Raw genomic sequence first — 25,475 nt, 5'->3', positions numbered from 1 at the left:
TCCATCACGACGGATCACGTTTGCGTTCAGCGCCCGATCGACGGCTAGGCGACGCGCCAGACGATTTGGCAGGGTGGGCTCATGTTGCTGCTCGCCTTGATGTCCGCCGTCGCCCTGGAGCCCGCCATTCAGACGACCGGTCTTCTGGACGCGACGCCGGAGACCTATCGCGCGCCGGCCGTTCGCCCCTATCAGCCGCCGTCCCGTTTCGGGCGCGAAACGGCAGAGGGGGATGGCGAGATCGACCTGCATCGCCGTCCTCTGACGGCCCCCGTCGCGGTCGACGACTACGCCGGCGATTATGAGTTCAGCCCCTCCGACAGCCAGACCACCTACGACCAGGGCGTGGCCCAGGCCGCGATCGACGCCGAAGCCGGAATGGGCCCGCTGGACGGCCGCTGGCGCATCGCCCAGCCGGACGGAAGCCCCTTGCTGTCGCTGTCCCTGACCGACCGGGGCGAGGGCCGTCGGGTCGAAGGCGCCTGGCGACGTCTGGATGCGCCGGCCGGGGTCGACCAAATGGGCTTCGCCGGGCCGGTTTCGACCCAGGGCGAGGTCGTCGTCATCCCTCTGTCAGAGGGCGAACTGCGTCTGCATGCGGCGGCGACTGGCTGGGCCGGAGAATGGGTTCAGGACGGCCGCGCCCGTCCTGTCACGGCGACCCGTTCAGGCTGATCTCGCCGCCCGTGATCTCGCCAGCGCCGATCCGCCACCCTATATGTAGCGAATGACCCAGCCTCGTTCCGTTCTTCGCCTGCACCCCGCCCATCGCGACGACATCGGCGACCTGACCACCCGCCGTCCGGTGCCCGGCCCCGTTGTGGACCAGATCGATCCTTTTCTGTTCCTGAACCACCACGGCCCCCAGACCTATGCGCCGGGCAACGCCGGCCTGCCGTTCGGCCCGCACCCGCACCGGGGTTTCGAGACCGTCACCTTCATTCTGGACGGCGAGCTGGCCCACAACGATTCCGGCGGCGGCGAGAGCATCATCAAGGCGGGCGGGATCCAGTGGATGACCGCCGGCTCGGGCCTGATTCACGCCGAACTGTCCCCGGCCGCCTTCAAGCGCGACGGCGGGCCGATGGAGATCCTTCAGCTGTGGGTCAACCTGCCGTCGCGGCTGAAGATGACCAGGCCGGACTATATCGGTTTGCAGAAGTCCGACATCCCGACCTTCACGACCGAGGCCGGCGTCACGGTCGAGCCGGTCTCCGGCGACTGGCTGGGTGTGAAGGCGCCGATCCAGTCCCTGATCGACATCCATCTGGCGGTCGTGCGCCTGCCCGTCGGTGCGACGTTCGAGACGCCCGTCGCCCCCGGCCGCAATGTCTTCCTCTATGGGGTCAAGGGCGAGATCGCCGTCGCCGGAACCCCCGTGCCGCAATGGAACCTCGCCGCCCTGTCCGACGGCGATGCGGTTCAGATCACGGCGACCACCGACGCCGTCGTCCTCCTGGGCCACGCCGATCCCATCGGCGAGCCGGTCTTCAGCCACGGCCCCTTCGTCATGAACACCCGCGACGAGATCATCCAGGCGATCCAGGACTACCAGTCCGGCAAGTTCGGCCCGCCCCCGAGGGTGTGAAGCGGGCGCTTTCGTCTCCTCCCTGCTTTGCGGGGAGGTGGCGCGGCGCTTCTTCAGCGCCGTGACGGAGGGGCTCTTCGGAGCGTCACTGATCAAGGGACGTGAGGCGGCACAACCCCTCCACCGCTCCGCGGTCCCCCTCCCCGCAAAGCGGGGAGGAGACATCGTCTTCTCTGGGGCGCGCGCCTCTCCCCGCGCAGATGATGCGCTCCCTGCCAAAACCCTATATGACGCCGGTTCCTAGCGACCGCCCCAGCCGAAGACCGCATATGCCCAGCCTGAACGAGATCCGCGCCACCTACCTCGACTATTTCGCGGCGGACGGCCACGCCAAGGTCCATTCGGCCCCGCTGGTGCCGCAGAACGACCCGAGCCTGCTCTTCGTCAATGCCGGCATGGTGCCGTTCAAGGACTATTTCACCGGCGCCGCCAAGCCGCCCTATCCGCGCGCGACCAGCTCGCAGAAATGCGTCCGCGCCGGTGGCAAGCACAACGACTTGGACAACGTCGGCTACACCGCCCGCCACCTGACCTTCTTCGAGATGCTGGGCAACTTCTCGTTCGGCGACTACTTCAAGGAACACGCCATCGAGAAGGCGTGGAACCTGGTCACCCAGGACTTCGACCTGGACCCCAAACGCCTGCTGGTCACCGTCTATATCGATGACGACGAGGCCGCCGCGATCTGGAAAAAGGTCACCGGCTTCTCCGACGACAAGATCATCCGCATCGCCGGCTCGGACAACTTCTGGGCCATGGGCGACTCGGGTCCGTGCGGTCCCTGCACTGAAATCTTCTGGGACCACGGCGACAAGATCGCGGGCGGCCCTCCCGGTTCGCCGGACGAGGACGGCGATCGCTACGTCGAGATCTGGAACAACGTCTTCATGCAGTATGAGAAGGAGAACGATCAGATCGTTCGCAACCTTCCCAAGCCCAGCGTGGACACCGGCATGGGTCTGGAACGGATGACCACCGTGCTCCAGGGCGTGCATTCGGTCTTCGAAACCGACCTGTTCAAGACCCTGATCGCCGCGTCTGAAGACGCCACCTCGACCAAGTCGGACGGCGATCAGGCCGCCAGCCACCGGGTCATCGCCGATCACCTGCGCTCGTCTTCCTTCCTGATCGCCGATGGCGTCACCCCGTCGAACGAAGGCCGGGGCTATGTGCTGCGCCGCATCATGCGCCGCGCCATGCGTCACGCCCACCTGCTGGGCGCCGCCGACCCCCTGATGCACCGTCTGGTCCCGACCCTGGTGGCCCAGATGGGCGACGCCTATCCCGAACTGGCCCGCGCCCAGCCCTTCATCGAGGATACGCTGAAGCAGGAAGAGATCCGCTTCCGCACCACGCTCGGCCGCGGCATGGCCCTGTTCGACACGGCGGTTCAGGGCTTCCGTCCCGGCGACATGCTGGACGGCCAGACGGCCTTCACCCTGTCCGACACCTACGGCTTCCCGCTGGACCTGACCCAGGATGAGGCCCGTCGTCGCGGCTTCTCGGTCAATGTCGACGGCTTCGAGGCCGCCATGGCTGAGCAGCGCCAGCGGTCGCGCGAGAACTGGAAGGGCTCGGGCCAGACCGCCAACACCAACGAATGGCTGGCGATCCGCGACCGGATGGGGCCGACCGTCTTCACGGGCTATGACAACATCGAAGGCTCGGGCGAGGTCCTGGCCCTGATGAACGCCGGCGCGCCGGTCGAAACGGCCGAGGCCGGCGACATCGTCGAAGTGTTGTTCGACACTACCCCCTTCTATGCCGAAAGCGGCGGCCAGGCCGGCGATCACGGAACGCTGGAATGGCCGGGCGGAGAGGCCGAGGTCATCGACGTACGTAAACACGCCGGCGACCTGCACGTCCTGGTGGCCCAGGTCACGGCCGGCAAGCTGGAGATCGGAACCCGCGCGGCCCAGTTGGTGGACGCTGAAAAACGCCGCACCAGCCGCGCCAACCACTCCGCCGCCCACCTGCTGCATACGGCGCTGAAGAATGTGCTCGGCCCCGCAGTCGCCCAGAAGGGTCAGCTGGTCGACGCCGAGCGCGCCCGCTTCGACTTCAGCCACGGCGCCCCGCTCACCGAGGCCGAACTGTCGGCCATCGAGACCGAGGTCAACGCCGTCATCCGCCAGAACGTCCCGGCGGAAACCAAGCTGATGGCCCCGCAAGAGGCCATCGAGGCCGGCGCCATCGCCCTGTTCGGCGAGAAATACGGCGACGAGGTCCGCGTGCTGACGCTGGGGCGCTCGCTGGTCAGCGACAACGTCCCCTATTCGGTCGAACTGTGCGGCGGCACCCACGTCGCCCGCACCGGCGACATCGCCCTGTTCAAGATCGTTCAGGAAACCGGCGTCGCCGCCGGCGTGCGCCGCATCGAGGCCCTGACCGGCGAGGCCGCGCGTCAGTATCTGCTGGCCCAGGCCGGCGTCGCCCGTTCGCTGGCCCAGAGCTTCAAGGCCCAGACCGCCGACGTCCCCGCCCGCGTCGACAGCCTGACCGCCTCGGTCAAGACGCTGGAGAAACAGGTCGCCGAGCTGAAGAAACAACTGGCCCTGGGCGGCGGCTCGGGCGCGTCGTCTGCGCCTGAGGAGATCAACGGCGTCAAACTGATGGCCCGCGTGCTGGACGGCGTGGACGGAAAGGGTCTGCGCGGCGTCGCCGAAGACTTCAGGAAACAGGTCGGAACCGGCGTGGTCGCCCTGATCGGCGTCACCGAGGGCAAGGCGGCGGTCACCGTCGCCGTGACCTCCGACCTGACCGACCGCGTCAACGCCGCCGACCTGGCCCGCGCCGCCGTCATCGCCATGGGCGGCCAGGGCGCCGGCGGCAAACCCGACTTCGCCCAGGGCGGCGCCCCCGACGGCTCCAAGGCCGAAGACGGCCTGGCGGCGGTTCGTGCGGCGCTGGCGTAAAAATACGATGACCTTCTCCCGTTGGGAGAAGGTGGCCCAAAGGGCCGGATGAGGGTCGGCCGGCGGACCATGTCGCACCAGTCGACCCTCACCCTTTCGCGCAAGTACGAACGCTGCGCGTTCGTGCGCTCAAGCCCTCACCCAATGGGAGAGGGTAATCCATCGCAATTTCGAACCTGACAGCCTTGCAGTTCAGCGGCTTAACCGGCAGCAGCGTCCGCTTCCTGAGCGGTCCCTACACCGGCCCTATACTCTCCGCTCACCACAGAAGAGGCCGCGCACCCAAGGCAAAGCGCACCAATTGCACTCACTTTCTGATCTGCGCCCCGCCGTCCAATCAGACGAATTAGACACTTTAGACGGTGTTTTTGTCCCCGACCGTCTCAACCCATCGGGTCGGGCGTCAGATCGACCCCGGCCAGCTTCCAGGTAAACGGCGTCCGGCGTTCCATGATCAGCACCAGCGCATCGTCCGGCCGGTCGTCGCGCGTCAGGGTGACGGCGAAGGTGTTGAGCCCGCGATAGGCCCAGGACTGGCGGATCTTGTCCTTGTCCACCGCCGGCGTGTCGTCAGCGGGCACGGGCCGTTCCGGCTCGGGCGTCTCGCCGGAGCGGACCATGGCGGCGATGCCTTGCGGCGTGACGAAGTTGTCGACCGCGCCTTCGACCAGCGACGGGGCCAGCAGCATGCCCAGCGCCGCCAGGCCGGTGTCCCCCTTGGTCCGATTGCGGATTTCCAGGGCCGCGCGCGCGTTCAGCTCGCTCTTCAGGCTGGTGCGGAACGCCGGGAAGTCCACCTGCCGCTCCAGCCCGGCCGCATCCCCTGTGCGCGCGGCCCGCACCAGCGCCTGGGCGGCGATGAAGGGTGAAACGAACAGGGCGACGACTACGCCGATGACGACGGCGATCAGGGCTCCGGTAATGATCTTGCGGCTCATGTCGTCTCCTTGGAAAGCCAACGCAGGCTGGGCGGCGTCGGTTGCCGGGTTTATCGCGGGGTGACGGTGACGGCCGGGGCCGTCCCGTCGGGCAGGCCGATGTGAACCAGCTTCCACTCGAACGGCCCGCGCCGCTCGAAGGTGAACAGGGTGCGCGACCCGCCCTGATCCGTCACCGCCATCCGCGCCCGATTGACGCTCCAGTAGGCGGGGCTGGGCCAGGGCTTGCGGCTGCGCTCCGAGGCCGGCGCCACGCCCGCCGACGTGCGCTGGCTGGCGTATCGGCCCTCACCCTTCAGAAGGGCGGTGAGCGCGGCCGGCGTCAGATAGGCGTCGACATCCGGCTGGCGCAGGATCGGGTTCTGCTCGATCTGACGCCGGAAGGCGCCGATGGGGTCTTCCAGGAAGGACGGCGCAGGCGCCATTGCCTCGGGCCGTCCCGCCAGCTGCGGCCGCAACGACTGGCGCACGGCGTTGAAGTCGATCAGCCGCGCCAGCCCCGCCACGTCGTTCGCCTCGGCCGCCGACCGAATGGCGAAGAAGGCCACCGCGGGCGCCGCGAAGAAGGACAGCACCGCCACGACCACCGCCGCCAGCACCAGGTTTCCGAACAGCCGCTTCACGAACGCATCCTCATTACCGCCGATCATGCACGCCCCGGCCGATCACACAACGAAAAGCCCCGCCGGAGCGATCCGACGGGGCCATTCTTCTTTGTCCTACCGCCCTTCGGGCTACTTGAGGACGTCTTCTTTGTCCTACCGCGCTTCGCGCTGCTTGAGGACGTCTCCTCCCCCATCGGGGGAGGGGGACCGCGAAGCGGTGGAGGGGGCCGGACGCCTCGTGACGTTCCAGCTCCCCTTATCCTCACCCCACGTCCGGCAGAGCGGTCTTCAGGTTCTCGGCCACCTTGTCGAGGAAGCCCTCGGTGGTCAGCCAGCCCTGTTGGTCGCCGACCAGCAGCGCCAGGTCCTTGGTCATGAAGCCGGCCTCGACGGTGTCCACGACCACCTTCTCCAGGGTGTCGGCGAACTGGTCCAGGGCGGCGTTGCCGTCCAGCTTGGCGCGGTGCTTGAAGCCGCGCGTCCAGGCGAAGATCGAGGCGATCGAGTTGGTCGAGGTGGCCTCGCCCTTCTGATGCTGGCGATAGTGGCGGGTCACGGTGCCGTGGGCGGCTTCCGTCTCCAGCACCTTGCCGTCCGGCGTCATCAGGACCGAGGTCATGAGGCCCAGCGAGCCGAAGCCCTGCGCCACGACGTCGGACTGCACGTCACCGTCGTAGTTCTTGCACGCCCAGACGAAACCGCCCGACCACTTCATTGCTGCCGCGACCATGTCGTCGATCAGGCGGTGCTCATAGGTCAGGCCGCGCGCCTTGAACTCGGCGGCGTAGTGTTCGTCGAACACTTCCTGGAACAGGTCCTTGAAGCGGCCGTCATAGGCTTTCAGGATCGTGTTCTTGGTCGACAGATAGACCGGGTAGTTGCGCTGCAGGCCATAGGCGAAGCTGGCGTGGGCGAACTCGCGGATCGAGGCGTCCTGGTTGTACATGGCCATGGCCACGCCGGCGCCCGGGGCCTTGTATACCTCGTGCTCGATCACTTCGCCGTCCTCGCCGACGAACTTGATCGTCAGGGTGCCGGGGCCGGGCATCAGGAAGTCGGTGGCCTTGTACTGGTCGCCGAAGGCGTGACGGCCGACGACGATCGGCTGGGTCCAGCCCGGAACCAGGCGCGGCACGTTCGAGCAGATGATCGGCTCGCGGAAGACCACGCCGCCCAGGATGTTGCGGATGGTGCCGTTCGGCGACTTCCACATCTTCTTCAGGCCGAACTCCTGCACGCGGGCTTCGTCTGGGGTGATGGTGGCGCACTTCACGCCAACGCCGTGCTTCTGGATCGCGTGGGCCGCGTCGATCGTCACCTGGTCGTCGGTGGCGTCGCGGTGCTCCATGCCCAGGTCGTAGTAGTCCAGCTCGAGATCCAGGAACGGGAAGACCAGCTTGTCCTTGATCATCTGCCAGATGATGCGGGTCATTTCGTCGCCGTCGATGTCGACGATGGGGTTTTCGACCTTGATCTTGGCCATGCGTGCGGTCCGCCTGTGACTGTGGGGAAGGGAATGTCGTGGCGGCGGTATAGCGAGGCCGCGCGCCCGCGCAAACCCCGCCGCCCGTCGTCGCCGCCCGGAATAACGCAGATCGTTCCTGAACCCTTTGGCCAGCCCGGACTTCTCTTGGGCCCAGCAACAGAGACGGACGGCAGGATGACGGAAGAAGAGCGCCAGCTGGTGGATCGTTGGATCGTCACCTTCTGCGAGGCGCCGCCCGTGATCGACGCGGAACTGATGCGCAGGCTGATCGCTGAACAGGAAGCGACACAGCAGGAGTCATCGTCATGTCAGAAAAGACGTTCAAGGCCGGCGACAAGGTGAAGTGGGACCACAGCCAGGGCACCACGACCGGCAAGGTGGTCAAGAAGGTCACTTCGGAAACCAAGATCAAGGGCCACAAGGTTGCGGCCTCCAAGGATAATCCGGAGTATATCGTTGAAAGCGCCAAGACCGGCGCTCGCGCGGCGCACAAGCCGTCGGAGTTGAAGAAGGCATGACCCCGAAAGGCCTGTGGCGCGGCGTCGCCCTTTCGGCCCTTGTCCTGTCTGCGCTGTCCATCGCCGGATGCGGAGACAAGGATGCGGCCAAGACGCCTGCCGCGACCAAGGCCGCCCGTCCTGCTGCGCCCGCCGCCGCCGCGCCGGTGCTGCAGATCCGCCCTGAAACCAAGACCTTCCGGGACTGGAGCGCCACCTGCGGTAACGACGGGACCTGCTGGGCCTTCGGCTTCGCGCCCGAGTTCGCCGCCGGCTGGGTCCGCATCACCCTGGCGCCCGGTCCGGACGCCCAGCCGCAAATCCTCTTCGGCTATTGGCCCGACGGCGACGCCAAGGCTGCTGAGCCGCTCAGCCTGACCATCGACGGCCGCGCCTATCCGGCCGTGCTCAGCGACGCGAGCAACGTCGAGACGCCGATCGGGGAAATCCGCGAAGGCGCTCGCGCCGCCCTCGACGCCCTGGCCCAGGGCAAGGTCATGATCATTCGCGGCGCCTCGACCCAGGAGGTCTCGCTGCACGGCGCCGCCGCCGCCCTGTTGTGGATCGATGAGAAGCAGGGACGTCTGGATACGCCAACCGCCCTGATCCGACGCGGCGACCGCCCGGCCGCCCTTGTGCCGATCGCGCCGCCGCTGCCGATCGTCACCCCCGCTCCGGCCGTCGATCAGGCTGGGTTCGGCGATCAGAGCCAGAAGGTGCCCGCCGCGCTGCGCGCCCGCACCGAGGTCGGCGACTGCCTCAAGGAGTCGGCCATGCCGGCTGTCAGCGACATGGTCATGTCCGCCCGGCTGGACGCCCGCACCGAGCTGTGGGCCGTGCCCTGCGGATCGGGCGCCTACAATGTCACCCACAACTGGTACCTGACAGGACCGGGCGGTCGCGACCCTCGGCCCGCGATCCTCGCCGGATCGGAAGGGCCGGGTTCCGATCCCGTCATGCCGGACAACGCGACCGTCAACGGCGCCTATGATCCCAAGACCCGCACCCTATCGGCCTTCGCCAAGGCGCGGGGCATCGGGGATTGCGGCGCGGCGCAGACCTGGGCCTGGACGGGACAGGGCTTCACCCTGACGCAGGAAAGCGTGATGGGCGAATGCGCTGGCGTGCCGTCCGACCTTTGGCCTGTCACTTGGCGCACGCGGTGACCGATCCGGAGGTTCTGATCATCGGCGCGGGCCCGGCCGGTCTGACGGCGGCGACCTATCTGGGGCGCTTTCGTCGGCGGACCCTGGTGGTGGATGGCGGCGCGCCCCGCGCCTGCTGGATCCCGCTCAGCCACAACATGCCGGGCTTTCCGGCCGGCATCACCGGCGCGGACATCCTGATGCGGATGCGCGAACAGGCCGAGGAATATGGCGCGGTCGTCGAACCGGGTCGCGTCCAGCGCCTGACCCACGACGGCGACGGCTTCGTCGCTGAGATGGATGGCCGCGTCGTTCGCGCCCGCGCCGTCCTGTTGGCGACCGGGGTCGTCGATCACCATCCGGATCTGGCCGGCGTTGAAGCGGCGGTGCAAAAGGCGCTGGTCCGCATCTGTCCCATCTGCGACGGCTATGAGGCGACCGACAAGGCTGTCGCCATCATCGGCCAAAGCGACAAGGGCGCGCGCGAGGCCGCCTTCATGCGCACCTATTCCGACCGTGTGACCCTGATCCATATAGGCGCGCCCGACGCGCTCAGCCGGCGTGACGAACTGGAACGGCTGGGCGTCGAACTGATCCTGGCGTCGCTGGACGCGATCGACATCGAGAACGACCGGGTGACGGCCCTGAGTTACGCCGGCCAGAGCCGCGCATTTGATTTGGTCTATTCGGCGCTGGGCACATCGCCGAACGCCGAACTGGCCCGGGGGCTGGGCGCGCGTCTGGCCGACGACGGCCGGTTGGAGGTCGATCTGCACCAGGCCACGAGCGTGCCGGGCCTGTATGCCGCCGGAGACGTGGTGCGCGGCCTCAACCAGATCGCCGTCGCGACCGCCGAAGCCGCCGTCGCCGCCACCGACATCCACAACCGCCTGCGCCAGGCCGACGGCCTGACCGTCGCCGACTAGGCCTGTCCTCGGACCACGCGTTCGAGGACGGCCAGGGGCAAGGATCCGTTCTCCAGCACCTTGTCATGGAAGGCCCGCAGATCGAAACCGGGCTGGTCTTCGGCCTCTTTGCGCAGCCGTGCGATGACGGTGTGGCCGACCTTGTACGCGCAGGCCTGGCCGGGCCAGACACAGTATCGGTTGATCTCGCTGTTGGACGCATCCAACGGCTTGGCGCCCGAGGCCGCCATATAGTCGACCGCCTGTTCACGGCTCCAGCGCTCGGAATGCAAGCCCGTGTCCACAACCAATCGCACGGCCCGGAACAGATAGGACATCAGGAAGCCGACCCGGCCCAATGGATTACCGGCGTAGACATCCAGATCGTCAGCCGCCACCGCCTCGGCATACAGGGCCCAGCCTTCATTATAGGCCGAGAAGCCCCCCGCCCGTCGCCATTGCGGCAGTTCGCCGGACTCGCGCTGCAACGCGACCTGAAGGTGATGCCCCGGCGACGCCTCATGATAGGTCAGGGTCGGCAAGGCGAAGCGCGGCCAGTTTCCGGTGTCGCGCAGGTTAATGTAGTAGGCGCCCGGCCGCGATCCATCCAGCGGCGGTCCCTGATAGTAACCGCCCGGCGCGCCCGACTGGATCGAGACCGGCACGCGCCGGATCTCGACGTGGGACTTGGGCAGACGGCCGAACACCTGGGGCAGTTTCGGTTCCAGATCGGCGACCAGCGTGTTCAGCCAGGCCAACAGTTCGGCCTTGCCCGCATCGGTATTGGCGAAGAGTTGGGCGGGTTCCTTGTTCAGAGCCTGGATGCGTTCCCCGACCGTGCCTTGCGTATAGCCCTGCGCCTTCAGGATGGCGTCGATCTCGGCGCTAATCTCGGCGACCTGTTCGCGACCCAGCGCGTGGATTTCCTTGGCCGTCAAAGTTGTGGTCGTATTGGCCTTCAGCCCGGCGGCGTAAAAGGCCTCGCCGTCAGGCAGGCGCCAGACCCCGGCTTCGTGGGTGGCGCGCGGGCGCAGGGCCTCGAAAGCTTCGATCTGGGCGGCTAGGGCCGGCTTGACCTTCTGATCGACGATAGCGGCGGCGCGGACGTTATAACCGGTCAGGTTCAGCCCGGCGGTCTTGCGCGCCAAAGACTTCAGCATGGCGAGATCGGCAGCGGGCGTGTCGTGCAGGGTGCGTATCTGCGGCAGCATCCGGTCGATGATGAAGTCCGGCGGAATGACGCCCAGACCCGCATCTTCCTGAATCTTGGCCGTCTCGCCCTCCAGCACGCTGGAGAAGGCCTCCAGCCGCGACAGGAAGGCGTCGGCGCCCGCCGCGTCCTCGATCCGGTGCTGGTTGTCGAGGAAGTCGGGCGTGCTGAAATAGGCGCCCGACAGCTGGGTCACGGTATAGGGCGACGGCCGTCCCGGTCCCGATCCGTAGTCGAAGCGCGCCGTTTGCGCGGTCGTCTCGGCCCCGAAGGCCGCGATGGCGTAGTTCAGCGCCCCGGCCGGCGACAGGCCGCTCTGGTCGAAGGCGTCCAACTGCGCCCAGCGGCTCACAGCCTTCTGACGATCCTTGCGGATGGCGGCCGGCCCGGCTTCGCTGAGTTTTGCCGAAAGCGCCGCCCGCGCGCCGCGGTCCAGGCCAAGGTTGGTCGCACCCTCCGGATTTTCGTCGATGTCCGCTTCGAACCAGCCGTCCAGCAGGCTGTTCAGGCGCGCATCGGTAGCGGTCGTCTGGGTCTGGGCTTTGGCCTTCGCTGCGGCGGGGGCGACCGCAGCCGTGGCGGCGGCGGTCAGCAGAAGTCGGCGACGATCGATCATGCGGCAACTCTCAAAGGGCGGACGCGTCGCGCCGACGCGTCCCGATCCTCTTCGTCGGCCCGGCGCGGCCGCCGTGCTCAGGCCTGGGTCGCGACCCAGCCGTCGACGATCCGTTCCAGCACCGACAGCGGCACGCCGCCGGCGGCGAGCGCCGTGTCGTGGAAGCCCTTGATGTCGAACTTGGGCCCCAGGATCGTCTTGGCCTTTTCGCGCAGGCGAACCCATTCGTTGTGACCGACCTTGTACGCGCAGGCCTGGCCCGGCCAGCCGCAATAGCGTTCGACCTCGGACGTCGCCGCGCCTTCCTGATCGCCATAGGCCTCCATCATGTACCGGATGCCCTCTTCGCGGCTCCAGCCCTTGGAATGGATGCCGGTGTCGACAACCAGGCGCGCGGCGCGGAACATCAACGATTGCAGGTAGCCGATCTGACCGACCGGATCGTTCTCATAGGCGCCCAGTTCGTCGGCCAGCTGTTCGGCATATAGCCCCCAGCCTTCGACGTAGGACGAGAAGCCCAGCAGGTTCATCAGCAGCGGCGCGGACTCGCTCTCCTGCTGCAGGCTGATCTGCAGATGGTGGCCCGGCGTCGCCTCGTGATAGGTCAGGGTCGGCAGGGTCCAGGACGGCCATTCCGCCGTGTCCTTCAGATTGATCCAGTAGATGCCGGGCCGCGTCCCATCCAGGCTGGGCGAGTTGTAATAGCCCATCGGCGCGCCGGCCTCGATCTCGGGCGGGACGCGCTTGATCTCGACCTTGGCCTTGGGCAGACGGCCGAAGGCGTTGGGCAGGCGGGCCTGCATGTCGGCCATCTGGGCGTTCAGCTTGGCGATCAGCTCGGCCTTGCCGGCGTCGGTGTTGGCGTAGACGTATTTGGGATCGTCCCCCAGAGCCTTGATCCGCTCGGCGACCGAGCCTTGCGTCAGGCCTTGCGCCTTCAGCAACACATCGGCGCGCGCCGTCAGATCGGCCATCTGTTCGACGCCGGTGCGGTGGATCTCGTCCGCCGTCAGCCGGGTCGTGGTGATGTAGCGCAGGCTGTTGGCGTAATACTGCTCGCCCTGCGGCAGGCGGCGCACCGAGGCCTCGTGCACGGCGTTCGGCTGGGCTGCCTTCAGCACGGCGTTTTGGGCGGCCAGGGCCGGATAGACCCGCTCGGTCACAAGCCGTTCGACCTGGGCGCCCCAGTCGCCGGTCAGGCCCTTGGCGCGGGCCCGATCCACGACCGACTGGGTCAGGGGCGAGGTCGCCGCGGGGGTCGCCAGGACGCCGTCCTGCTGGCGGATGGCCTTGGCCAGGATGAAGTCGGGCGGGATGACGCCCAGCGCATAGTCTTCCTTCAGTCGATCCGTTTCGGCCATCAACACGTCGGCGAAGGCGTTGACGCGGGCGACATAGGCGTCGGCGTCGGCGGCCGTCTCGATGGTGTGCTGGTTGGCCAGGAAGTCGGGCGTGGACTGATAGGCGCCGCCCTGCTGGCTGACGCGGTACGGATTGGGCCAGCCGCCCTGGCCGTAGGGAATGTCGTAGGTGGCGATCACCCCGTCCAGATTCTGGGTCAGGCTGTCGTAGTAGTTGGCGTTGCGGGCATCGAGTTTAGAGCGGTCGATGCGGGACAGTTCGGCGCGTTGGCGACGCGTGAAGGCGCGCTGGTCGTCTTCCTCGGCGCGTGTCGGAACAGTCAGTTTGGACTTGGCGGCGGCGCGGTCGCCCTTGTCCAGGCCGAACATGGTGACGACCTCGGGGCTCTTGTCCAGCGTCTGCTCGAACGTGGCGTCCATAAAGGTTTTGAGTTGGGCGGCGGCGTCGCCCTGAGATGCCCCGGCCTGACGCGCGAAGGCGGGGCCGCCGACGGCGACGAGGCCGGCGCCCAGCGCGGCGGACTGAAGAAGACGACGACGATCGAACATGGAACGGCCCCTCGAAACTTGGATGCGGCAATGGAAACTGCATGGGCCGAAGCGGCAAGTGAAATCGCGGACAGCCGTTGCGCGGCCCCAAAGAAAAAGGCCCGGCGGATCGCTCCGCCGGGCCTCATCAGTCTTGGATGCGAGGTCGCTTAGTCGCGACGACGACGTCCGCGATCGCCACCGCGATCCCCACCGTCACGTTTCGGACGACCGCCGGTGTCTTCCGACAGGGGCTCTTCGCCACGCTCGGCGCGCTCGGCGTTGATCTTGGCCGTCAGGTCTTCACCCGTGGCCTGATCGACAACCTTCATCGACAGCTTGGTCTTGCCGCGATCGTCGAAGCCCAGGAACTTGACCTTGACCTCTTGGCCTTCCGACAGGACGTCGGCCGGATTGGCGACGCGTTCCAGCGCGATCTGGGACACGTGGACCAAGCCGTCCTTGGCGCCGAAGAAGTTCACGAAGGCGCCGAAATCGACGACCTTGACGACCTTGCCGGAGTAGATGGTTCCGACTTCCGGCTCCGAGGCGATAGACTGGATCCAGGCCTTGGCGGCGTCGATCTTCTCCTGATCGTTGGCGGCGACCTTGATGGTGCCGTCATCGCCGATGTCGATCTTGGCGCCGGTCTTCTCGACGATCTCGCGGATGACCTTGCCGCCCGAACCGATGACTTCACGGATCTTGTCGACGGGGATCTTGACCGTTTCGATCTTGGGCGCGTGTTCACCCAGTTCGGCGCGTGGCGCATCCATGGCCTTGGACATCTCGTCCAGGATGTGCAGGCGACCGGCCGAAGCCTGCGTCAGGGCCTGCTTCATGATCTCCTTGGTGATGCCGGCGACCTTGATGTCCATCTGAAGGCTGGTGATGCCTTCCGACGTGCCGGCGACCTTGAAGTCCATGTCGCCCAGGTGGTCTTCGTCACCCAGGATGTCCGACAGGATGGCGAACTCGCCCGACGGCTCCAGGATCAGGCCCATGGCAATGCCCGAGACCGGACGGACCAGCGGCACGCCGGCGTCCATCAGGGCCAGCGACGAACCGCAGACGGTGGCCATCGAGGACGAGCCGTTCGATTCGGTGATCTCGGAGACCAAGCGGATGGTGTAGGGGAAGTCTTCCTTGGTCGGCAGCATCGGACGGATCGCGCGCCAAGCCAGCTTGCCGTGACCGATTTCGCGACGGCCGGGCGAACCCATGCGGCCCGCTTCACCCACCGAATAGGGGGGGAAGTTGTAGTGCAGCAGGAAGTTCTCTTTGTAGGTGCCCTGCAGGCTGTCGATGTACTGCTCGTCCTCGCCGGTGCCCAGGGTGGCGACGACCAGGGCCTGGGTTTCCCCACGCGTGAACAGGGCCGAACCGTGGGTGCGCGGCAGGACGCCGACTTCCGACACGATGGCGCGGACCTTGTCGAGGGCGCGGCCGTCGACGCGGTGCGCGTTCTCGATGATGTCGCGACGCAGGACTTCGGCTTCGCACTCCTTGAAGGCGGCCGAGAACTTGGAACCGTCGACGCCGTCGGGGTTCTCGTCGGTCTTCACCAGCTTGGCGGCGGCGGCTTTCTTGGCCGCGTCGACACCCGAGCGGCGCTCGTATTTGCCGGCGTGGGTGTAGGCGCTCTTGATGTCTTCGCCGACCAGCGACTTGATCGAGGCGACGACGTCGGAGTGGTCTTCGGCCTGGAAGTCGAAGGGCTCCTTGGCGGCGTGTTCAGCCAGTTCGATGATGGCGTCGATCACCGGCTGCATGCCCGCATGCGCGAACATCAGGGCCTCGAGCATCTTCTCTTCCGACAGCTCCTTGGCTTCGGATTCGACCATCATCAGGGCGTCTTGCGTACCGGCGACCACCAGGTCGAGGTCCGAGGACGGGATCAGGTCGATGGCGGGGTTCAGCACCAGTTCGCCGTCGATCAGGCCGACGCGCGCGGCGCCGATGGGGCCCATGAAGGGCACGCCCGAGATGGTCAGGGCGGCCGAGGCGGCGACCATGCCCAGAACGTCGGGGTCGTTTTCCATGTCGTGCTGCAGCACGGTCACGACGACCTGGGTCTCGTTCTTGAAGCCCTTGACGAACAGCGGGCGGATCGGACGGTCGATCAGGCGGGAAACCAGGGTTTCCTTCTCGGACGGACGGCCTTCACGCTTGAAGTAGCCGCCCGGGATCTTGCCGGCGGCGAAGGTCTTTTCCTGGTAGTTGACCGTCAGGGGGAAGAAATCCAGGCCGGGCTTGGGCGCGCGGCCATAGACGACGGTGGCCAGAACCACGGTCTCGCCGTAGGTCGCCAGCACGGCGCCATCGGCCTGACGGGCGATGCGGCCCGTTTCCAGGGTCAGCGGGCGGCCGGCCCAGTCGATCGTCTTGCGTTTGATATCGAACATATTTCGTCTTTCGTATCCCGGACGGCGTATTCCGTGCGGGGTCCCATCATGGGGCGGATGCGTCGGCGTTCAGTCCTTCGATCCAGAGGCCGTCGCGCCATCGCGACGACCGGGAGAGGACCGTCATGGCCCTCGCAGCTGCGCCGGTAAGTCCTGCGGCGCACAGGTCGTATTTTCGTAGTCACGCTTCCCGGGCGGCCAACCGGCAGCCACTTGGCCTGGAAGCGCTTAGTTGCACAACGAGGCGCGGACGTGACCGCCCGCGCCTCGAAAGCGTATTCTACACTGTTCCGACGCCTTAGCGGCGCAGGCCCAGTTTGGAGATGAGCGCCTGGTAGCGACCGGCGTCGACCTTGTTCAGGTGGTCGAGCAGGCGGCGACGTTGCGACACCATCTTCAGAAGGCCACGACGCGAGTGGTTATCCTTCTTGTGGGTCTTGAAGTGTTCGGTGAGGTTGGCGATGCGTTCCGACAGGATCGCGACCTGAACCTCGGCCGAGCCGGTGTCGCCGGCGGAGCGGGCGTTATCGGCGATGATCTCGTGCTTGCGTTCAGCAGTAACCGACATCGTAGAATCCTTTCTTGGCCTATCGCGCTACGCGCGACTTGAGGCCGTGGGGTCTCGGCCCTTGCCGGATGGCGCGGGCCTAGAGGTTGAAAACGCGGTCGGGTTCTAGCCGGCCGGCCCGCAACTGACACAGAGCGACGAGGGTCTGGCCCTGAAAGGCTGAAACCGTGCGCGAACCGCCGGTAAGACGATCCTTGAGGGTTTCCACCTGACGGGGGAGCAGAACGATCGGGCGTCCCTGCCGAAGCGAGAAGGCGTCCTGTTCATTCACGGCCAGTTCCGGGATGTCGTCCAGAGCGGTCGCGACGGCAAGCAAGCCTTCCGAGGCGGCGCCCCTATGCACCATTTCCTCCAGAGAATCCAGAGTGACGGCGTTTTGCGTGCTGAACGGCCCCACGCGCTCGCGTCTCAGGGCGCTGACATGACCCTCGGCGCCCAGAACCGCAGCCAGATCGCGGGCCATCGAGCGGACATAGACGCCCTTGCCGGTGCGGATTGTGATTTCAACGTGGTCGGCGTCGGGCGCGTCGCTGACCTCGGCGGAATGGATGGTCACGCGCCGGGCCTGGAGCTCGAACTCGACGCCGTCGCGCGCCAGGTCATAGGCTCGGGCGCCGTCCACCTTGATCGCGGAAAAGCGCGGCGGGGTCTGATCGACCTCGCCGACGAAGGCCGGCAGGGCGGCCTTCACCTGATCGACCGTGGGTCGCACGTCGGAGCGGCCGATGATCTCGCCCTCGCGGTCCACGCTGTCGGTCGAGACGCCCCAGTTGATGGTGAAGCGATAGACCTTCTGGGCCTCCATCATCATCGGCACAGTCTTGGTCGCCTCGCCCAGCGCGATGGGCAGGATGCCGCTGGCCAGCGGGTCGAGCGTTCCGGCGTGACCGGCCTTCTGGGCGTTGAACAGGCGACGGATGCGGCTGACGGCCTCGGTCGATCCCATCTCGAACGGCTTGTCCAGGCAGACCCAGCCGTCGACGATGTCGCCCTTCTTCTTGCGGCCCATTATGCTTGGCCTACCGCGCTTCGCGCTGCTTGAGGCCGGATGATCACTGATCGCCCTCGTCGTCGCGGCGCTCCAGGTCGGCGCGGACGCGGGGGTCGTCGAACAGGCGGTCGATGTGGCTGGCGGCGTCGAAGCTTTCGTCGTGGCGGAACTTCAGGTCGGGTGTGAACTTCATGTCCAGGCGGCGGCCCAGTTGGCCGCGCACGAATTTGGCGTGGACGTTCAGCGCCTTGATGATCTCGCTCTCATGGCCATTGGTCGGCGCGGCCTCGACGCCGGCGCCGAGAGGCTCGACGAAACAGGTGGCGTGTTTCAGGTCCGGCGACAGGCGCACCTCGGTCACGGTGATGGACACCCCGGCCAGGGCCTCGTCGCGGATATCCTCCTCGCGCAGGATGTCGACCAGGGCGTGACGGATCAGCTCGCCGGCGCGCAGCTGGCGCTGGCTGGGTCCGGCGGGGCCGGAGGCGTTGCGGGTGTGTTGTTTGTGGGCCATCGGCCTCTCCTTCTTGTTCGCCCGCTGGGGATCGGACCCGGCCGGATAGGCGAAAGTCGGGCGGTCTAGTCCCGCAGCGGGGGTCTGTCCAGTTTTCGCGCCCGTTCGGCGGCTCGAACCGAGCGCATCACCTCGCCCGAGGTGATGGCCGGCACTGGACGAATGGCCACGCCGCCGGCGTTCAGCACGCCGGCCGTCCAGTGATTGCACAGATGCAGGATGGAGAAGGTCTCGCGGCTGGCGAAGAAGCGCGCGTCGTCGCCGGGACGCAGGGCTGCGATGCGCGGCCGGCCGTTCGACAGATCAAGCGAGGCCTCGACCCGCGCGGCCAGACGCTCGAACCGGGCGCGGCTCAGGGTCAGTGCGGCGCTGTCTTCGCCATAGGCCAGCCGCGGATCCTCGCGTCGAGGGGCCAGCATCAGCACCGATCGATTGCCGGGACGCAGGAAGGCGCGCGCCCCGTCGGGCAGCCGATCTGAAATCGGGCGCTGATCGACGTAGAATTTCGCATCGCCCCAGCCGATCAGGACCCAGTCGCCGGGCCCCAAGGATTGGACCGCAAGCGCCAGAGGACCGCCGCGGCGTTCAAGCGCGACGCGTGGCACGGCGATATCGGTGTGAAAGCCGTTGTCGAGCACCTGAATGACGACGGGGTCCGTCGCCCCACGATCCTCCACGCCGGGCCGGGTCCAGCTCAGAAGCGCGGCGACCAGCCCGGCCAGCGCCGCCAGCACCAAGGCTCGCATCATCGGCTGAGATCCAGCACGGCGCACAGGCGGTCGTCGGCCAGCAGGGCGCCCGGCGGCGGGCCCTGTCGCACGGGCATCAGGACGAAGCCGTCGCGCCGCACGGCCAGGGCCAGCCATCCGACGGAATGACCGGCGCACAGCCGCGTGTCCTCGTCAGCCGTGACACGCCGCACCTCGATCTGGGCCATCGGCGGCACGGTCATGGCCTCGGTGAAACTTCTGGAGACGCTGGCCGGCTGATCCGCCTGAACCAGCCGATGCGGCGCCGAGGTCAGGCGGCCGCCCGTGGTCGTGCTCAGCGCGCCGCCGTCCACGTCGAGCGCCATGTCGGACTTGGCGACGTAGCGCCCGGACAGCACGACCTCCCCGACCTCGACCTGTCCGGACACGCGAGGTCTGGCAGAGGCGTCGATCGGCGCGATCAGGCGGTTGAGAGCGGGTTCGACCACCAGGGCGCCCAGCATGAACAGAGCAAAGGCGCCCGCGCCGACCGCCGCGATCCATTTCAGCGATGGGACGCCGGATGGCGGGGCGGTCGCGCTCATGCGGCTAGTCTAGCGAAACAGGGGTTGAGGAATGGTCACCCGCCCCCAGAACACCCTAGACTGAACGCCCTTAGTTGCGGCCGGGACGACGGGTCGGATCGCTGAGCTGGAACAGGCGCGCCGACAGGCCGGACGCCGGTTGCAGCGAGGTCAGCTGGGTCCGGGTCCGGGCGCCCTGCGGATCGGTGATGGTCCACTCTTGCAGACGCATCGGATTGCCGGCGAAGGCCAGCACGACCTGACCGTCGTTCGGGCGGTTGGAATCCCGCGCCGTGATGGCGAAGGCGCCCGAAGCCATCCGGGTCACTCGCTCGATGCGGACGCCCTGGTCCAGCCGCACATTGCGCGCCAGGAAGGTGGACAGCGGGGTGCGACCCAGCGGCACCTGCTGGAAGCTGTTCAGACGCGGGTCGTAGCGTTTGACGTTATAGCCATCCGACACCACCAGCAGACCGGCCGGGTTGGTGTATTCGAATCGCATCTTGCCGGGACGCTGCAGGTAGAATCGGCCCTGGCGCGTCTGTCCGTTCGGGCCCGTTTCGGTGAAGGTCCCTTGCGCCGAGGTCAGGGCCTGAAGATAGCCCTGCGCCTGTTGAACCACAGCGCGATCCGCGGCCGACAGGTTGGACTGGGCGTGGGCGGCGTCGAAGGCGCCCAGCGCGATTAGGCCGGTCGTCAGGCCGGCGCCCAGCAGCAGGCTGCGGCGGTGCAGGTCGGAGGTGGCCATAGCCACGGTCTTGGCGCGCGAGGTCATGAAGTTCGTCTCCCGTTCGGGATGGTTGTCGATCCTGCCGTCTTGCCCGGTCGGCTTGGCGTCGGAATGACGCGAGCCTGACCATATTCCGGCGCTGCGATGAAGCCCTGTTCATCGCTAATGGTTCCCAACCACTATGAGTTGACGTGGCGACGCAAACACGCACAACATATCGACGGAAATCGTCTGATTCTCACTTTCGGCTACGGCGCGGTGAGCTGTTACGGCGCGGCAATCCGGCCGTTTAGCGAAAGGGGGTGATTTAGATGGTGTCCGCAAACCGCGCGGAAGTCGAAAAAAACGTGTTCGTTCACGCTTATGTTCGACTCCGCTACGGCAAGACGGAGTGGGTTACCGCCCACTACCGCTCCTGGCCGCGAGGCTAGGAATACACTGGTAGACTTGGGGCGGCCTTTCGGGGTCGCCCCTTTTTTTATTGTGCTTAGGGTCGTCTGATTCGAATCGAGATTCAAGGCGTGCGGACTCGATTCTGCGTCTAAGTCAAATTGGTCGAGAAAAAAATCTGTGGACCGTCACACCATCGGCGGCGGGCCGGCCAGGACGTCGCGCTTGCCGGCGTGGTTGGCGGGGCTGACCACACCTTCCTGCTCCATCCGCTCGATCAGAGAGGCGGCGCGGTTGTAGCCGATCTGGAGCCGACGCTGGACGTAGCTGGTCGAGGCCTTGCGGTCGCGGGTGACCACGGCGACGGCGCGGTCGTACAGGTCGTCGCCCGAGCCTCCGCCGCCGCCTTCGTCATAGCCGTTGTCGCCGTCGCCGTCGGGCTCGTCGGTGATCAGATCCAGATAGTCGGGTTCGGCCTGCGCCTTCAGGTGTTTGCAGACGTCCTCGACTTCCTTGTCGTCGACGAACGGGCCGTGCAGACGGGTGATGCGCCCGCCGCCGGCCATGTAGAGCATGTCGCCCTGGCCCAGCAGCTGCTCGCCGCCTTGTTCGCCCAGGATGGTGCGGCTGTCGATCTTAGACGTAACCTGGAAGGAGATCCGGGTCGGGAAGTTGGCCTTGATGGTGCCGGTGATGACGTCCACCGACGGGCGCTGGGTCGCCATGATCAGGTGGATGCCGGCGGCGCGGGCCATCTGGGCCAGACGCTGAACCGCGCCCTCGACGTCCTTGCCGGCGACCAGCATCAGGTCGGCCATCTCGTCCATGACCACGACCAGGAAGGGCAGGGGCTCGGGCCGGATTTTCTCGGATTCATAGACCGGGCGGCCCTGGTCGTCGAAGCCGGTCTGGACCGTGCGTTCGAAATGCTCGCCCTTGGCCTGGGCCTCTCGGGCGCGCTCGTTGTAGCTGGCGATGTTGCGCACCCCCAGCTTGGACATGCGGCGATAGCGATCCTCCATCTCGCGCACCGTCCACTTCAGGGCGACGACGGCCTTCTTCGGATCGGTCACGACCGGCGCAAGCAGGTGCGGGATGCCGTCATAGACCGACAGCTCCAACATCTTGGGGTCGATCATGATGAAGCGGCATTCGGCCGGGCTGTGGCGATACAGGATCGACAGGATCATGGCGTTGACCCCGACCGACTTGCCCGAGCCGGTGGTGCCCGCGATCAGCAGGTGAGGCATGCGCGCCAGGTCGGCGACATAGGGTTCGCCGCCGATGGTCTCGCCCAGCGCCAGGGGCAGCAGGTGACCCTTCTTGTCGTATTCGGCGCTGGCCAGAAGGTCGCGCAGATACACGGTCTCGCGCTTGGCGTTGGGCAGTTCGATGCCTATGGCGTTGCGGCCCTGGACCACGGAAATACGACAGGCGCGGGCGGACATCGACCGGGCGATATCGTCGGCCAGGGCGACCACGCGGCCATGCTTCACGCCCGGCGCGGGCACCAGTTCGTACAGGGTGACGACCGGGCCCGGGCGGATCTGGTCGATCACGCCGCGCACGCCGAACTCCTGCAGCACGCCTTCCAGCATCTTGGCGTTCTGTTTCAGGGAGTCCTCGTCCACCGAACCGACGCGCTGGGCCGGCTTGGTCAGGATGCCGAGCGGTGGCAGGTCGAAATCGCCTTCCGGTCGCACGAAGTCGAAGGCCTGTTGGTCCACGTCGTCCTTGCGGGCCTTCGGCGCCTTGACCGCGGCGACGCGCGGCTCGACCGGGCGGGCGGCCGAGGGACGTGGCGCGGGCTGGGCGGCGTCGTCCTCCCACGGCGGCAGGTCGTCGTAGGCGGTCTGAGGCGGCTCTTCGGCGTAGGTCGGGGCCAGCGGCGCCTCTTCCGGTGGGGCGGCGCGGGGCGCTCGGGCCTTGGCGGGCGCCTTTTCGCGGGCGGCCTGGGGCTTCGGCTGGGGCGGCGCGGGTGCGCGCAGCGACTTGCCCCAATGCAGGGCGTCCAAGAAATCCATGGCGCGCAGGCCGATGGCGAAACCGACCAGCCACAGTCCGGCGATCAGGAAGACGAGGCCCGCAATGACGCGGCCGCCAGGGATATGCAGGGCGCCGAGACCGCGCGCCGCCAGGCCTGTCACCGCATCGCCCCAAAGACCGCCCAGACCGGCGGCGAGCGGCCAGGCGGCGGGCGCGGCCAGGGCGGCGAGCGCGCCGGACAGCAGCAGCACCCCGCCGGTCGCGGCCAGGGCTTTCAACGGCGTGGGCTTGAGCCTTTGCTGGATCGCATCGCCGACCGCGCGCGCCAGGCCGAAGGCGACCAGCAGCAGGGCGGCGGGCCAGGCCGCAAGGCCCAGCGATTGCATGAACAGGTCGGCGAACAGGGCGCCGTTCGCTCCCAGCCAGTTGGTCGTCGGCAGGCTAGAGGCCGCGTTCAGACTGGCGTCCGCAGGATTCCACGACACCAGGGCGACCAGCAGCAGGGTCGCCAGCAGGGCCTGCAAGACGCCCCTGAACCGCACCACGAAGGGCGCGTCCCACAGGATGCGGGCGCTGATCCAGGCCTGACGGCCGATGACAAGGGCGGTGGACATGAAGGGTCGAACCTTCCGGCGGCTGACGTTCGACCGCCCTTGTCGCACCCACAGGGTTAAGGGGCTGTTTACCAGCTTGGCCTTGGCGATGGACAAACCGTCCTCTGGACCTTTGGCCGTGACGGCGCGACAAGCCTTCCATGGCTGATACCGAACGCTACGACATCGTCATCGCCGGCGCGGGGCTGACCGGGGCGGCCTTCGCCCTGGCGGCGGCGCAAGGCGGGTTGAAGGTCGTGATGGTCGACCCGCAGCCGTTCAGCGCCCAGTTGGCGCCGACCTTCGACGGACGGTCGACCGCCGTCGCCTTTTCGACCTTCCGCATGCTGGACGCGCTGGGCTTGGGCGAAACCCTGCGTCCGAATGCCTGTCGGATGGATCATATTCTGGTGACGGACGGGCGTCGGCCGGGCGCTGCCAGCCGATCGGCCTCGCCCGCCTTCCTGCGCTTCGACGCCGACGAGATCGGCGGCCGAACCGGCGGCGAGCCGCTGGGCTATATGGTCGAGAACCGCCGCATCCGCGCGGCTCTGGCCGAGGCGGTGACGCGCGCGGGGATCGCGGTGCGGGCTCCGGCGACCGTCGCCAGCGTCGCGACCGATGCGGGCAAGGCGACCGTGACCCTGGCCGATGGATCGACCCTGATCGCCTCCCTGGTCGTCGGCGCCGAGGGAAGAGGCTCGACCGTGCGCCGCGCGGCCGGGATCGAGACCGTCGGCTGGGGCTATGGCCAGAGCGGCGTGGTGGCGACGGTGCGGCTAGGTCGCGACCACGGCAATGTCGCCCACGAATATTTCCTGCCCAGCGGCCCCTTCGCCATCCTGCCCCTGACCGATCAGCGCGCCAGCCTGGTCTGGACCGAGACGACGCGAAGAGGCGAGGCGTTGCGCGACGCCTCGGACGCCGCCTTCCACGCCCATCTGATGCGGCGGTTCGGCGAGTTTCTGGATGGGGCGACGGTCGAGGGCCCGCGCTTCGTCTATCCGCTGTCGCTCAGCCTAGCGGAGAAACTTGTCGCGCCGCGCATCGCCCTGATCGGGGACGCCGCGCACGGCGTGCACCCGGTCGCCGGTCAGGGTCTGAACATGGGGCTGAAGGACGCGGCGGCTCTGGCCGAGGTCGTGGCCGAGGCCGCACGCCTGGGCGAGGACATCGGGTCGGAAACCGTTCTGGAGCGTTACGCGCGCTGGCGCCGGTTCGACAATGCGGCCCTAGCGGCCGGTTTCGACGCCTTTGTGCGTCTGTTCTCGAACGACATCGCGCCGGTGCGTCTGGCGCGCGATTTGGGCATGGCGGCGGTCAACCGCATCGGCTTTCTGCGCCGCGCCTTCATGCAGGAAGCCGGTGGCGCGACGGGCGACCTGCCTCGATTGTTGCGCGGCGAGGCTGTCGTCTAGTTCAACTGCATCCGCACGCGCTCGAAGGTCGTGAACCGCCGCGCCTCCTCGACGCCGTCCAGACCCTGGGCGCGCGCCAGGGCTTGCAACGAGCCGGCGAGCGCCCCCTGCTTCTCACGCGCCGAGGCGACATCAAGCCACGGTCGGTGGTCCTCGGGGTCAAGCAAGGCGCGCCGCAGGGCCGATCGCTCGGCGCCTTCATAGTCCCGACCGCGAATAGCGCGGCTGAAGAGCACGTTCTGCAGCCGGATCAGCGACTGACGATCCGTCACCGGCGCCATCAGAATATCCAGCCGATCCGCGACGTGCGGCATCAGACCGGCGCGAAGCGCGCGCCGGGTCAGTTCGCTGGGCAGGATCAGCCGCCCCTGGCTGAACGGATCCAGGGCGACGGGACCTTCCGGCGTCTCGACGCGAACCATGAAATGGCCGGGAAAATCGACGCCAGCCGCCGTGATGCCGGCCGCGCGAGCCGCGTGCAGATAGAAGACCGCCAGCACCGCAGACAGGCCGCGCCGTCGCTCGGCGACTGCGATGATGTCGGTGTTGTCGGGATGGTCGTAATGGATCAGGTCGCCGTTCAGCCGCAGGTCGGCGCACAGGGTTTCGGCCAGCGCCTCGTCGGGCCCTTCGCCGCCAATCCGCTCCTTCAGCCGCTCGCAGGCGTTACGGGCCAGAGCGCGAACAGGCTCGGGATCACGCAACGGATGGTCATGGATGGCGCAGGCGATCGCCGCCTCCAGCAGGGGGAAGGCGTCGTCTTCGGCCTGACCGGCGGCGGTCAGGACGGCCTCGGCCTCCTCGCGCGTCATG

General features: G+C 67.4%; 21 protein-coding genes. 7 read left to right on the top strand and 14 right to left on the bottom strand.

Annotated elements, in window-relative coordinates; all coding sequences use genetic code 11:
• Positions 1-81: 81 nt before the first annotated feature.
• The 3 genes from ABIC32_RS09965 to alaS all read left to right on the top strand — a co-directional run bounded on the left by ABIC32_RS09965 (position 82) and on the right by alaS (position 4,503).
• Positions 82-675 (top strand): hypothetical protein, encoded by a 594-nt coding sequence (locus ABIC32_RS09965; RefSeq protein WP_354074046.1) that lies wholly within the window; start codon positions 82-84, stop codon positions 673-675.
• A 52-nt stretch (positions 676-727) separates the two neighbouring features.
• A complete protein-coding gene (locus ABIC32_RS09960; RefSeq protein WP_354074045.1) occupies positions 728-1,588 on the top strand; it encodes a pirin family protein in 861 nt (286 codons plus the stop codon).
• 269 nt (positions 1,589-1,857) lie between these two features.
• Entirely contained in the window at positions 1,858-4,503 is a 2,646-nt protein-coding gene (alaS, locus tag ABIC32_RS09955) for an alanine--tRNA ligase (protein WP_354074044.1), read from the top strand.
• A 383-nt stretch (positions 4,504-4,886) separates the two neighbouring features.
• Here alaS and ABIC32_RS09950 read toward each other — a convergent pair whose 3' ends face one another.
• The 3 genes from ABIC32_RS09950 to ABIC32_RS09940 all read right to left on the bottom strand — a co-directional run bounded on the left by ABIC32_RS09950 (position 4,887) and on the right by ABIC32_RS09940 (position 7,529).
• Positions 4,887-5,441, bottom strand: coding sequence for a DUF2939 domain-containing protein (locus tag ABIC32_RS09950; protein ID WP_017506657.1), 555 nt, complete (start codon positions 5,439-5,441; stop codon positions 4,887-4,889).
• Between the two features lie 50 nt (positions 5,442-5,491).
• Positions 5,492-6,064: a DUF2939 domain-containing protein gene (locus ABIC32_RS09945; protein ID WP_354074043.1), complete on the bottom strand. Its 573-nt coding sequence runs from the start codon at positions 6,062-6,064 to the stop codon at positions 5,492-5,494.
• Between the two features lie 244 nt (positions 6,065-6,308).
• Positions 6,309-7,529: an NADP-dependent isocitrate dehydrogenase gene (locus ABIC32_RS09940; RefSeq protein WP_039246750.1), complete on the bottom strand. Its 1,221-nt coding sequence runs from the start codon at positions 7,527-7,529 to the stop codon at positions 6,309-6,311.
• 308 nt (positions 7,530-7,837) lie between these two features.
• On the opposite strand from ABIC32_RS09940, the gene ABIC32_RS09935 reads away from it, so the two are divergent.
• From ABIC32_RS09935 to ABIC32_RS09925, 3 genes are read left to right on the top strand one after another with little or no spacing between them, the layout of a single operon-like run.
• Positions 7,838-8,050 carry a hypervirulence associated TUDOR domain-containing protein gene (locus ABIC32_RS09935; protein ID WP_017506660.1) on the top strand — a complete coding sequence of 71 codons (213 nt, stop codon included), beginning with the start codon at positions 7,838-7,840 and terminating at the stop codon, positions 8,048-8,050.
• Positions 8,047-9,195, top strand: a complete 1,149-nt coding sequence (locus tag ABIC32_RS09930; protein ID WP_354074042.1) for a DUF1176 domain-containing protein — start codon at positions 8,047-8,049, stop codon at positions 9,193-9,195. The genes ABIC32_RS09935 and ABIC32_RS09930 overlap by 4 nt, the downstream gene beginning before the upstream one ends.
• Positions 9,192-10,100, top strand: a complete 909-nt coding sequence (locus ABIC32_RS09925; RefSeq protein WP_354074041.1) for an NAD(P)/FAD-dependent oxidoreductase — start codon at positions 9,192-9,194, stop codon at positions 10,098-10,100. Before ABIC32_RS09930 ends, ABIC32_RS09925 begins: the two co-directional genes overlap by 4 nt.
• Here the strand turns inward: ABIC32_RS09925 and ABIC32_RS09920 are convergent.
• The 10 genes from ABIC32_RS09920 to ABIC32_RS09875 form a co-directional block, all read right to left on the bottom strand.
• Entirely contained in the window at positions 10,097-11,905 is a 1,809-nt protein-coding gene (locus ABIC32_RS09920) for a DUF885 domain-containing protein (RefSeq protein WP_354074040.1), read from the bottom strand. The two genes, ABIC32_RS09925 and ABIC32_RS09920, sit on opposite strands and share 4 nt — an antisense overlap.
• A 77-nt stretch (positions 11,906-11,982) precedes the next feature.
• Positions 11,983-13,815 (bottom strand): DUF885 domain-containing protein, encoded by a 1,833-nt coding sequence (locus ABIC32_RS09915; RefSeq protein WP_354074039.1) that lies wholly within the window; start codon positions 13,813-13,815, stop codon positions 11,983-11,985.
• A gap of 149 nt (positions 13,816-13,964) precedes the next feature.
• Positions 13,965-16,199, bottom strand: a complete 2,235-nt coding sequence (gene pnp / locus ABIC32_RS09910) for a polyribonucleotide nucleotidyltransferase (protein WP_055809759.1) — start codon at positions 16,197-16,199, stop codon at positions 13,965-13,967.
• 298 nt (positions 16,200-16,497) lie between these two features.
• On the bottom strand, positions 16,498-16,767 hold the full coding sequence (gene rpsO / locus ABIC32_RS09905; protein WP_017506665.1) for a 30S ribosomal protein S15: 270 nt from the start codon (positions 16,765-16,767) through the stop codon (positions 16,498-16,500).
• Between the two features lie 79 nt (positions 16,768-16,846).
• The gene (gene truB / locus ABIC32_RS09900) at positions 16,847-17,776 is read right to left on the bottom strand and encodes a tRNA pseudouridine(55) synthase TruB (protein ID WP_354074038.1); all 930 of its coding nucleotides are present in this window, start codon (positions 17,774-17,776) and stop codon (positions 16,847-16,849) included.
• Positions 17,777-17,819: 43 nt separating this feature from the next.
• A complete protein-coding gene (rbfA, locus tag ABIC32_RS09895; protein ID WP_055809765.1) occupies positions 17,820-18,272 on the bottom strand; it encodes a 30S ribosome-binding factor RbfA in 453 nt (150 codons plus the stop codon).
• A 65-nt stretch (positions 18,273-18,337) separates the two neighbouring features.
• Positions 18,338-19,021 carry a DUF2459 domain-containing protein gene (locus tag ABIC32_RS09890; protein WP_354074037.1) on the bottom strand — a complete coding sequence of 228 codons (684 nt, stop codon included), beginning with the start codon at positions 19,019-19,021 and terminating at the stop codon, positions 18,338-18,340.
• Positions 19,018-19,566, bottom strand: a complete 549-nt coding sequence (locus ABIC32_RS09885) for a hypothetical protein (RefSeq protein ID WP_354074036.1) — start codon at positions 19,564-19,566, stop codon at positions 19,018-19,020. Before ABIC32_RS09885 ends, ABIC32_RS09890 begins: the two co-directional genes overlap by 4 nt.
• Positions 19,567-19,636: 70 nt before the next feature.
• Positions 19,637-20,320, bottom strand: a complete 684-nt coding sequence (locus ABIC32_RS09880) for a LolA family protein (protein ID WP_354074035.1) — start codon at positions 20,318-20,320, stop codon at positions 19,637-19,639.
• A 533-nt stretch (positions 20,321-20,853) separates the two neighbouring features.
• Positions 20,854-23,265, bottom strand: coding sequence for an FtsK/SpoIIIE family DNA translocase (locus ABIC32_RS09875; RefSeq protein WP_354074034.1), 2,412 nt, complete (start codon positions 23,263-23,265; stop codon positions 20,854-20,856).
• A 140-nt stretch (positions 23,266-23,405) separates the two neighbouring features.
• Between ABIC32_RS09875 and ABIC32_RS09870 the strand changes: the two genes are divergently transcribed.
• Complete coding sequence (locus ABIC32_RS09870) at positions 23,406-24,662, top strand: UbiH/UbiF/VisC/COQ6 family ubiquinone biosynthesis hydroxylase (RefSeq protein ID WP_354074033.1); 1,257 nt, start codon at positions 23,406-23,408, stop codon at positions 24,660-24,662.
• Here the strand turns inward: ABIC32_RS09870 and ABIC32_RS09865 are convergent.
• Entirely contained in the window at positions 24,659-25,474 is an 816-nt protein-coding gene (locus ABIC32_RS09865) for a SirB1 family protein (protein WP_354074032.1), read from the bottom strand. The genes ABIC32_RS09870 and ABIC32_RS09865 overlap by 4 nt on opposite strands.
• Between the last annotated feature and the right edge of the window lies 1 nt (position 25,475).

Source organism: Brevundimonas sp. 1080, assembly GCF_040545985.1.
In the GTDB taxonomy this organism is placed as follows: Bacteria; Pseudomonadota; Alphaproteobacteria; order Caulobacterales; family Caulobacteraceae; genus Brevundimonas.
This window is presented reverse-complemented; position numbering and strand designations above follow the sequence as displayed.

Excerpts from the sequence above, each read along its gene's own strand:
- ABIC32_RS09965 (WP_354074046.1), top strand. The coding sequence starts at position 82 with ATGTTGCTGCTCGCCTTGATGTCCGCCGTCGCCCTGGAGCCCGCCATT.
- ABIC32_RS09960 (WP_354074045.1), top strand. The coding sequence starts at position 728 with ATGACCCAGCCTCGTTCCGTTCTTCGCCTGCACCCCGCCCATCGCGAC.
- alaS (WP_354074044.1), top strand. The coding sequence starts at position 1,858 with ATGCCCAGCCTGAACGAGATCCGCGCCACCTACCTCGACTATTTCGCG.
- ABIC32_RS09950 (WP_017506657.1), bottom strand. The coding sequence starts at position 5,441 with ATGAGCCGCAAGATCATTACCGGAGCCCTGATCGCCGTCGTCATCGGC.
- ABIC32_RS09940 (WP_039246750.1), bottom strand. The coding sequence starts at position 7,529 with ATGGCCAAGATCAAGGTCGAAAACCCCATCGTCGACATCGACGGCGAC.
- ABIC32_RS09935 (WP_017506660.1), top strand. The coding sequence starts at position 7,838 with ATGTCAGAAAAGACGTTCAAGGCCGGCGACAAGGTGAAGTGGGACCAC.
- ABIC32_RS09930 (WP_354074042.1), top strand. The coding sequence starts at position 8,047 with ATGACCCCGAAAGGCCTGTGGCGCGGCGTCGCCCTTTCGGCCCTTGTC.
- ABIC32_RS09920 (WP_354074040.1), bottom strand. The coding sequence starts at position 11,905 with ATGATCGATCGTCGCCGACTTCTGCTGACCGCCGCCGCCACGGCTGCG.
- ABIC32_RS09915 (WP_354074039.1), bottom strand. The coding sequence starts at position 13,815 with ATGTTCGATCGTCGTCGTCTTCTTCAGTCCGCCGCGCTGGGCGCCGGC.
- pnp (WP_055809759.1), bottom strand. The coding sequence starts at position 16,199 with ATGTTCGATATCAAACGCAAGACGATCGACTGGGCCGGCCGCCCGCTG.
- rpsO (WP_017506665.1), bottom strand. The coding sequence starts at position 16,767 with ATGTCGGTTACTGCTGAACGCAAGCACGAGATCATCGCCGATAACGCC.
- truB (WP_354074038.1), bottom strand. The coding sequence starts at position 17,776 with ATGGGCCGCAAGAAGAAGGGCGACATCGTCGACGGCTGGGTCTGCCTG.
- rbfA (WP_055809765.1), bottom strand. The coding sequence starts at position 18,272 with ATGGCCCACAAACAACACACCCGCAACGCCTCCGGCCCCGCCGGACCC.
- ABIC32_RS09890 (WP_354074037.1), bottom strand. The coding sequence starts at position 19,021 with ATGATGCGAGCCTTGGTGCTGGCGGCGCTGGCCGGGCTGGTCGCCGCG.
- ABIC32_RS09885 (WP_354074036.1), bottom strand. The coding sequence starts at position 19,566 with ATGAGCGCGACCGCCCCGCCATCCGGCGTCCCATCGCTGAAATGGATC.
- ABIC32_RS09880 (WP_354074035.1), bottom strand. The coding sequence starts at position 20,320 with ATGACCTCGCGCGCCAAGACCGTGGCTATGGCCACCTCCGACCTGCAC.
- ABIC32_RS09875 (WP_354074034.1), bottom strand. The coding sequence starts at position 23,265 with ATGTCCACCGCCCTTGTCATCGGCCGTCAGGCCTGGATCAGCGCCCGC.
- ABIC32_RS09870 (WP_354074033.1), top strand. The coding sequence starts at position 23,406 with ATGGCTGATACCGAACGCTACGACATCGTCATCGCCGGCGCGGGGCTG.
- ABIC32_RS09865 (WP_354074032.1), bottom strand. The coding sequence starts at position 25,474 with ATGACGCGCGAGGAGGCCGAGGCCGTCCTGACCGCCGCCGGTCAGGCC.